This is a genomic window from Martinezella sp. CNPSo 3964, assembly GCF_057784375.1.
In genome coordinates this window covers 727,996-736,376 of the sequence record NZ_JBXSOW010000003.1, presented here as the reverse complement: position 1 = coordinate 736,376, position 8,381 = coordinate 727,996, and the positions used below count along the sequence as shown (strand labels likewise).

Here is an 8,381-nt window from a genome sequence, read left to right as displayed (position 1 = left end):
GCCTATTTTGAAAAAAATCAAAAAACATATAACTGATTGATTCTTATGTGAGTTTTGTGAACACTTCTGTGATCTCGGCAAATATGCTGCAGAAACACCCACAGATATCCTCGATGGAGCGCTCGGACCGGCCGCATGATGGCAGAACAAGCCGCAATGCTGCATTTCTGTGTTGCAGTCCTCATCATCGCCCCTACCATTTTATGGGAAACGGCACATGGATCGCCGCAAAAAACGGCCGGTTGATTTGACACCCCTGTCATAAATATGCACATCTTCGCCCCCAGCCTGCGGCTCGCATGAAGGAAGCGGATCACGATCGGCATGATGACGGACAAGATGATGCTCCGATCGCTCGGCAACGAGCCGCCTATCCTTGCCGATGGCAGGCGGGCGCCGGATCGGCGCGAAGTTTCTCTCCGTTGGCTTTCCGGCACCTTCCTGACGGGCCTGACGTCAAGCATCCTGATGGGCGTGGCCTTGTTTGCCGCACTTGACGGTCGCCAGCAGCTGGCGATCCCGGCGGAAGCCTATGCGACAGTCGACAATCATAGTGCTGCAGACGATCAGGTGACCCGCGGCGGCCGGCTGATTTCCACGGCGATTGCCTCAAAACCGTCGGACCGCAATATTCTCGAGGTTTCCACGGTCGTCCGCGACGGCGACAAGGAAGTGGTGCGCCGTCAGCCCTTTGCCCATGTGAAGATTGCACTGGCCACCAATCGCATCGCCAGCGAGAGCTATCCTCCCTTCGATCCGCTGGCGATCTTCTCAGCCGACGAGAATATTCCGCAGCCGGCCAACAAGACCGGGGCGATCTACGGATCGGACGTCGAATCCGAAGTCAGCCTGAAGACCGTCGCCTTTCCCACCAAGGATATTCCCTTCCAGCTCGCCGGCTCGATGTCGCTCGATGAGGTCGAGGAGAACGTCCGCTCCAACGGTTCTGTGCTCGCCGACGGCAACACGCAGCTTTCGGCGCTTTATTATGTCGACCCGCGCCGCTTCGCCAATGACGATTCCGATGTCGACCTGACGGCAGGCCTTGCTGCCCGCATCGTCGAGGAGAACATGTCGGTCTCGGCTCCGGAAGCCGTGACGGCACAGACGGAAGAATTCGCCGACGATATCATTCCGGTCCGCGAGAACACACCGATTGCCACCGCACTGACCGGCGCCGGCTACCTTAAGACCGATGCAGACGATATCGCAGGAAAGATCCAGCCGCTTTTCGGCTCATCCGATGTTTCCGGCGGCGACGTCCTGCGTATCGGCATTCTTCAGAAGGGCGAACAGGCGAAGATCATCCGCGCCAGCATCTATCGCGGCACGAAACATCTGCTGACAATCGCCCAGAACGACCACGGCGAATTCGTCGCCGGCAGCGCACCGCCGATGCTCGATGCCATCGCTACGGCCTTCGACAATGACGCGCCTGCCGTGGCTGCCGGCCGCGATCTGCCAAGCGTCTATGACGGTATCTATCGCGCCGCGCTCTCCTACGGCATGACCAAGGAAATGGTGGCGCAGATCGTCAAGCTGCTTGCGAGCAACGTCGATTTCCAGGCACAGCTGAAACCGACGGATTCACTCGAAGCCTTCTTCTCGGTGACGGACGACAAGGGGCAGGCGACGGCCGATTCCGAACTGCTCTACGTCAATGCCAGGTTCGGCGACAACGTCACCCGCTTCTATCGCTTCGAGGATCCGACCGATCACTCGATCGATTATTTTGACGAAGCCGGCAAGAGCATCCGGCAATTCCTGCTGCGCAATCCCGTTCCGACAGGCGTCTTCAAATCCGGCTTCGGCATGCGCCGCCATCCGATCCTCGGTTTTGCGCGCATGCACACCGGCGTCGACTGGGCGGCGCCCCGCGGCACGCCGATCATTGCAGCCGGTAACGGCATTGTCGAAAAGGCAGGCTGGGATTCGGGCGGCTTCGGCAATCAGACATTGATCCGCCACGCCAATGGCTATGTCTCCTCCTATAATCACCAGAGCGCCATCGCCAAAGGCGTCGTCCCCGGTGCGAAGGTGGTGCAGGGACAGGTGATCGGCTTCATCGGCTCGACCGGCCTCGCGACCGGCCCTCACCTGCACTACGAACTGATCGTCAACGGCACGAAGGTCGACCCGCTCCGCATCCGCCTCCCCGGCGGCAAATCGCTGGAGGGCGATGCACTCGCCAAGTTCCAGGAAGAGCGCAAGCGCATCGATACGCTGTTGACCGACGACAAGTCGAAGCAGATCGCCAGCAAGTAGCCTCCGCCGATCGGCCAATTTCCTGCCAGTTTCTCGCCGCTATGGCCAACAGCAAAATGGCGGCCCGAAGGCCGCCATCTGTGTTTATTCCTAAGTGCCGCTTAGGCCGCTTCATTCACGGCATGGCGCGCACGGAACAGCAGCCGGTCGGAACCGCTGGTGACCTTGACGACGGAGCCGTCCGGAACCTGCCCTGAGAGAATCTGCTCTGCGAGCGGATCCTGGACATATTTCTGGATGACCCGCTTCAGCGGCCGTGCGCCGTAGACCGGATCGTACCCCTTGTTGGCGAGCCAATGGCGGGCATCCTCATCAAGCTCGAGCGTGATCTTACGCTCCGAGAGCAGCTTCAGAAGCCGTTCCAGCTGGATATCGACGATCGCGCCCATCTCATCGCGCTTCAGGCGGTGGAACAGGATGATCTCGTCGACACGGTTCAGGAACTCCGGTCGGAAATGCGACCGGACCACGTCCATGACCTGTTCGCGCACCAGATCGCTGTCATCACCGTCCTTCAGCTGGGTCAGATATTCGGCACCCAGGTTGGAGGTCATGATGATCATGGTGTTGCGGAAATCGACAGTGCGACCCTGCCCGTCCGTCAAACGTCCGTCATCCAGAACCTGGAGCAGGACGTTGAAGACATCGGGATGCGCCTTTTCGATCTCGTCGAACAGCACGACCTGATAGGGCCGGCGGCGCACGGCTTCGGTGAGCGCACCGCCTTCCTCATAGCCGACATAGCCGGGAGGAGCGCCGATCAGCCGGGCCACGGAGTGCTTCTCCATGTACTCAGACATATCGATACGAACCATCGCGGTATCGTCGTCGAAGAGGAAGCGCGCAAGCGCCTTGGTTAACTCTGTCTTGCCGACGCCGGTCGGGCCGAGGAAGATGAACGAGCCAATCGGCCGGTTCGGATCCTGCAGGCCGGCACGCGAACGGCGAACGGCGCGGGAGACAGCCTGGACGGCATCACCCTGACCGACGACCCACTTTGCCAACTCGTCTTCCATCCGGAGCAGCTTATCGCGCTCGCCTTCCAGCATCTTGTCCACGGGAATCCCCGTCCAGCGGGAAACGACCTGGGCGATGTTGTCGGCGGTCACCACTTCCTGCACCATGGAATCGCGGGCGCTATCCTGTTCTTCGGCGGCGTGAAGTTCCTTCTCCAGATTGGGGATCACGCCGTAGGCAAGCTCGCCGGCACGCTGGAATTCACCCTTGCGCTGGGCAATGGCGAGTTCGTTGCGGGCGTCGTCGAGCTGCTTCTTCAGATCGGCGGCAAGACCGAGCTTCTGCTTTTCGGCCTGCCAACGCGCGGTCAGCGCATCGGCTTCCTCTTCCAGAGAAGCAAGATCCGTTTCCAACCGCTTCAGCCGGTCGGCGGAAGCCTGGTCGGTTTCCTTCTTCAGCGCCTCGCGCTCGATCTTCAGCTGGATGATGCGGCGATCGAGTTCGTCAAGCTCTTCCGGCTTCGAGTCCACCTGCATGCGCAGCCGCGCTGCGGCTTCGTCCATCAGGTCGATGGCCTTGTCCGGCAGGAAGCGGTCGGTGATGTAGCGGTTCGAAAGGGTTGCCGCAGCCACGAGCGCGGCATCGGCGATGCGCACCTTGTGATGCTGCTCGTATTTTTCCTTCAAGCCGCGCAGGATCGAGATCGTGTCCTCGACTGTCGGCTCCTCGACCATCACGGGCTGAAAGCGACGGGCAAGAGCCGGATCTTTTTCGACATGTTTGCGATATTCATCGAGCGTGGTCGCGCCGACGCAATGCAGCTCGCCACGAGCAAGCGCCGGCTTCAGAAGGTTGGACGCATCCATGGCGCCATCGGCCTTGCCGGCACCGACCAGCGTATGCATCTCATCGATGAACAGGATGATCTCGCCGTTTTCCGACTGCACCTCGTTAAGCACGGCCTTCAGCCGCTCTTCGAATTCGCCGCGGAACTTCGCGCCGGCAATCAGCGCGCCCATGTCGAGCGCCATCAGCTTCTTATCCTTCAGCGATTCCGGCACGTCGCCATTGACGATGCGCAGCGCCAGACCTTCGACGATCGCCGTCTTGCCGACGCCGGGCTCGCCGATGAGGACCGGATTGTTCTTTGTGCGGCGGGACAGGACCTGGATCGTGCGGCGGATTTCATCGTCGCGGCCGATCACCGGATCAAGTTTGCCTTCGCGCGCCTCGGCGGTGAGGTCACGGGCGTATTTCTTCAGGGAATCGAAGCCCTGCTCCGCATTGGACGAGTCGGCCGTGCGGCCCTTGCGGATATCGTTGATGACCTGATTGAGGGCGACGGGGGTTACGCCGGCCTTCTTCAGGCTCGCCGAAGTGGAAGCCGAGGGTTCGATCGCCAAGGCCTGCAAGAGGCGCTCGACGGTGACGAAACTGTCGCCAGCCTTCTTCGCGGCATCTTCGGCAGTGGCAAAGACCTTGGCGAGCGGCTGCGAGAGATAGACCTGACCGTCGCCGCCGGAAACCTTCGGCAGCTTGGCAAGTGCGGCATCATTGGCAAGACGAGCAGCTTTGGCGTCACCACCGGCGCGCTCGATCAACGAGGCAGCCATGCCCTGATCGTCGTCCAGAAGCACCTTCAGCACATGTTCGGGAGCAAATTGCTGATTGCCTTGCGCAAGCGCATAGGTTTGGGCGGATTGCAGGAAACCACGCACCCGCTCGGAGTATTTTTCAATATTCATATGAGACCTCCATGAATCGCTCTGCCCAGACCGGCGCAGACCGATGATTGAGATTGAGCCCCCTCAAGAGGCAGGCCCCGCCTTTCCGCCATTGAGATTTGCGGCAAGACAACTGAGGAGAATATGGGAGGGTATTTGAAGAGTTTAAAGGGTCGTTGAACGGAAAAACCGACCTGCTTTGATCGATCCGTTTCCGCGGTCGAAGACAAGCGGAGAGGTCCCGGAAAAGTCCGCCATCTGGACAAAAAAGAAATGGCGGCTTCCGCCGCCATTTCCGCGTTCTCGCTTTAACAATCCAGTTCGCTCTCTAGGGAGCAGGCCTTATTCCGAGGCAGCATCCGCCATGGCAGGAGCTTCGCTCGACCCGGCTTCACCCTGGTCCTCGCCCTCGGCTGCAGCGCTGCGGCGCGGCTGGCGGCGCGGACGATTGCCGCCCGCACTGCGGCGGCGCGGCTGGCGCTCGGTGGCGGCAACGGCTGGAGTTTCCTCTTCGATTGCGACTTCGGCAGGAATGCCTTCGATCACTGGCTGCGGACCTGTACCGTTGATAACTTCGGGCTCGCGAGCAGGCGCCGCGGCAACGGCCGGAGCGGCGTGCTGCGAGCGCGCCGATGGCTGAGCCACCTGCGGCTGATCGTCGATCTCCTGCGCATCCATATCGTCGATGTCACGCTCGGCATTATCGCGGTCATTGTAATTGTGATGATCGTCGCGCTGGTAGCGCTCCTGCATCTGCGCCTGCGCGCTGGCAATGATCCGATTGTAGTGTTCGGCATGCTGCAGGTAGTTTTCCGCCATGACGCGGTCGCCGGAGCTTTGAGCATCGCGAGCCAAGGCCGCGTACTTCTCGGCAATATGCTGTGCGGTTCCGCGGATTTTCACATCGGGACCGGAGCTGTCGTAAGTCCTGGTCAGCGGGTTCGAGCCCTTGCGGTTGAAATTGTTGTTGTTATTTCCGCCGCCGCCGCCGTTGTTGTTATTACCACGCCCCCGACCGCGCTTGTTCTGCTGTCCTGGCCTCATAGATCCTTCACCTGAATTCTCTTCGTTGGGATAAAATCATACACGACACCTGCCGCCGCGGTTCGGACACTTCCAAACCAGGGCTTTCGTGTCGCAAGCAAACTGCGCTTTGGCGCCGGTCTGCCGCTCGACTACGTCAGATTAAACTGATCACGCATTGGGTTATCTTCAACCTTTGACACTCTTACCAAAGAGCGGTTCCCCGAGGCTGTCCAAGATGAGCGAATCGTCTCGTTCATTCCCAGCCGCCCAACGCGTGAGCGCAACCTATATTGCTTCCTCAGGAAATCCAAGCTTTTTCTTTGCGATAACAACAGGGTCCCACAAATCCGCTGCAAAACGTCGCGTTATTGTTGAAATTCAAACACAAGAACCCGGTCGTTCTGTCCGTAGTCACGAACCGCCTCGACAAGGGAAAATCCTGCTCCTTCAAAAACCGAAGTCACCGTTTCACGCTGATCGTAGCCGATCTCAACACCAATCATACCATTCGGATGTAGAAATCGAGCCGCATCCTTTGCGATCGCCCTGTATGCATCCAGCCCATCAAGGCCCCCATCAAGGGCCGCGGGAGGATCGAAATCCTTTACTTCTGGAGCGAGAGTGGAAATGACACTAGAGGCAATATAGGGCGGATTTGAGACAATCACATGAAAACATTCGTGGATGGCGTCAAACCAGCTTCCATGCGCGGTCTTGAACCGCGCCGCCAGGCCATTTCGCTCAGCGTTCCCGCGAGCAGTTTCCAGCGCCTCGCTGGAAATATCGGAACCAACACCCGTCGCTTTGGGGCATTCATGAAGCAGAGCCAGACAAATAGCCCCGGTTCCCGTTCCGATGTCCAATATATGGACATTGCCGATCTTGGATTCAAGACGCCGCAGATGCGGCAACATCGTATCGACGAGAATTTCCGTATCGGGCCGCGGTTCCAGCGTCGCCGCCGAAAGCCGCAGCGAAAGACCGTAAAACTCCCGCTCGCCGAGAATGCGATAGACCGGCTCGTGATTGAGCCGGCGGGCGATCGCCGCGCGTACCGTCGCGGCATCATCCTCAGACACAGGCTCGGAGCCATGCATCACGAGCCCGGTAGCGGAAAAATGCAGAAGGCCACCGACAAGAATGCGGGCTTCCGTGGCGGGATCATCGAGATCGGCCTCGGCGAAGCGAGCGCGCACCTCCTGCAGGAGCCCGGATATGGTTTGCCCCTGCCCGCCGCTCATGCCTGTTCGCCAAGCTGGGCGAGCTGGCTCGCCTGGTAATCCGCCAGCAGCGCATCGACCACTTCGTCGATCTCGCCGACCATCATCCGGTCGAGCTTATAGAGCGTCAGGTTGATGCGGTGATCGGTAACGCGCCCCTGCGGGAAATTATAGGTGCGGATGCGCTCGGAGCGGTCGCCCGAGCCGACCTGGCTCTTGCGGTCGGCCGAACGCTCGCTGTCGGCGCGCTGGCGCTCCATGTCGAAGAGCCGCGAGCGCAGCACCTGCATGGCCTTGGCGCGGTTCTGGTGCTGTGATTTTTCCGAACTCGTGACGACGATGCCCGAGGGAAGATGCGTGATGCGCACAGCCGAGTCCGTCGTATTGACGTGCTGGCCGCCGGCGCCGGACGAACGCATCGTGTCGATGCGGATATCCTCGGGCCTGATATCGATATCGATTTCCTCGGCTTCCGGCAGCACGGCAACGGTTGCCGCCGAGGTGTGGATGCGCCCGCTCGCCTCGGTTTCCGGCACGCGTTGCACGCGGTGGACGCCGGATTCGAACTTCAGCCGGGAAAAGACCCCCTTGCCGCTGATTGTGGCGATGATTTCCTTGAAGCCGCCGGCTTCGCCGTCGCTCGCCGAAAGTACTTCCACCTTCCAGCCGTTGCTGGCGGCAAAGCGCTCATACATGCGAAAAAGATCGCCAGCGAAAAGCGCCGCTTCGGAACCGCCGGTGCCCGCGCGGATTTCGAGGATCGCGCTCTTCTCGTCGGCGGCATCCTTCGGCAGAAGCTCGATCTGGATGTCCTTTTCCAGCGCCTCGATGCGCTCCTTAACCTCCGGCAGCTCCATTTCGGCAAGATCGCGCATCTCGCGATCGACGGATTTGTCAGAGAGCATGGTTTCGAGATCGGCGACCTCGGCAAGGGCGCGCTCGTAGTCGCGGATCTTGGTCACGACCGGCTGCAGTTCAGAATATTCGGAAGCAAGCTTCACATAGACATCCGCGGCCGGGCCGGCGGACATGCGCGCCTCGATCTCGCCGAAACGACGTTCCAACTCGCGCATTTTTTCAACGGGGAGCTTCGCCACCCTGTACTCCAATTCTTCTTATTATCTCTGCTTTGATGTTGTGATGCGCATGACCCTGCCTGCAAACCGCTTCGTGTTTTTCAGGATCACGC

5 protein-coding genes are annotated in these 8,381 nt (G+C 60.0%); 1 reads left to right on the top strand and 4 read right to left on the bottom strand.

Annotated elements, in window-relative coordinates; translation table 11 throughout:
- The first annotated feature begins 324 nt into the window (after positions 1 to 324).
- Positions 325 to 2,265 carry a M23 family metallopeptidase gene (locus AC13Q5_RS13940; protein WP_457882261.1) on the top strand — a complete coding sequence of 647 codons (1,941 nt, stop codon included), beginning with the start codon at positions 325 to 327 and terminating at the stop codon, positions 2,263 to 2,265.
- 101 nt (positions 2,266 to 2,366) lie between these two features.
- Here AC13Q5_RS13940 and clpB read toward each other — a convergent pair whose 3' ends face one another.
- From clpB to prfA, 4 genes are all read right to left on the bottom strand, one after another.
- The gene (gene clpB, locus AC13Q5_RS13935) at positions 2,367 to 4,967 is read right to left on the bottom strand and encodes an ATP-dependent chaperone ClpB (protein ID WP_457882260.1); all 2,601 of its coding nucleotides are present in this window, start codon (positions 4,965 to 4,967) and stop codon (positions 2,367 to 2,369) included.
- 321 nt (positions 4,968 to 5,288) lie between these two features.
- On the bottom strand, positions 5,289 to 5,990 hold the full coding sequence (locus AC13Q5_RS13930; protein ID WP_488501998.1) for a DUF4167 domain-containing protein: 702 nt from the start codon (positions 5,988 to 5,990) through the stop codon (positions 5,289 to 5,291).
- Between the two features lie 347 nt (positions 5,991 to 6,337).
- On the bottom strand, positions 6,338 to 7,213 hold the full coding sequence (gene prmC / locus AC13Q5_RS13925) for a peptide chain release factor N(5)-glutamine methyltransferase (RefSeq protein ID WP_488501997.1): 876 nt from the start codon (positions 7,211 to 7,213) through the stop codon (positions 6,338 to 6,340).
- Positions 7,210 to 8,289 (bottom strand): peptide chain release factor 1, encoded by a 1,080-nt coding sequence (prfA, locus tag AC13Q5_RS13920; RefSeq protein WP_488501996.1) that lies wholly within the window; start codon positions 8,287 to 8,289, stop codon positions 7,210 to 7,212. Before prfA ends, prmC begins: the two co-directional genes overlap by 4 nt.
- Positions 8,290 to 8,381: the final 92 nt, after the last annotated feature.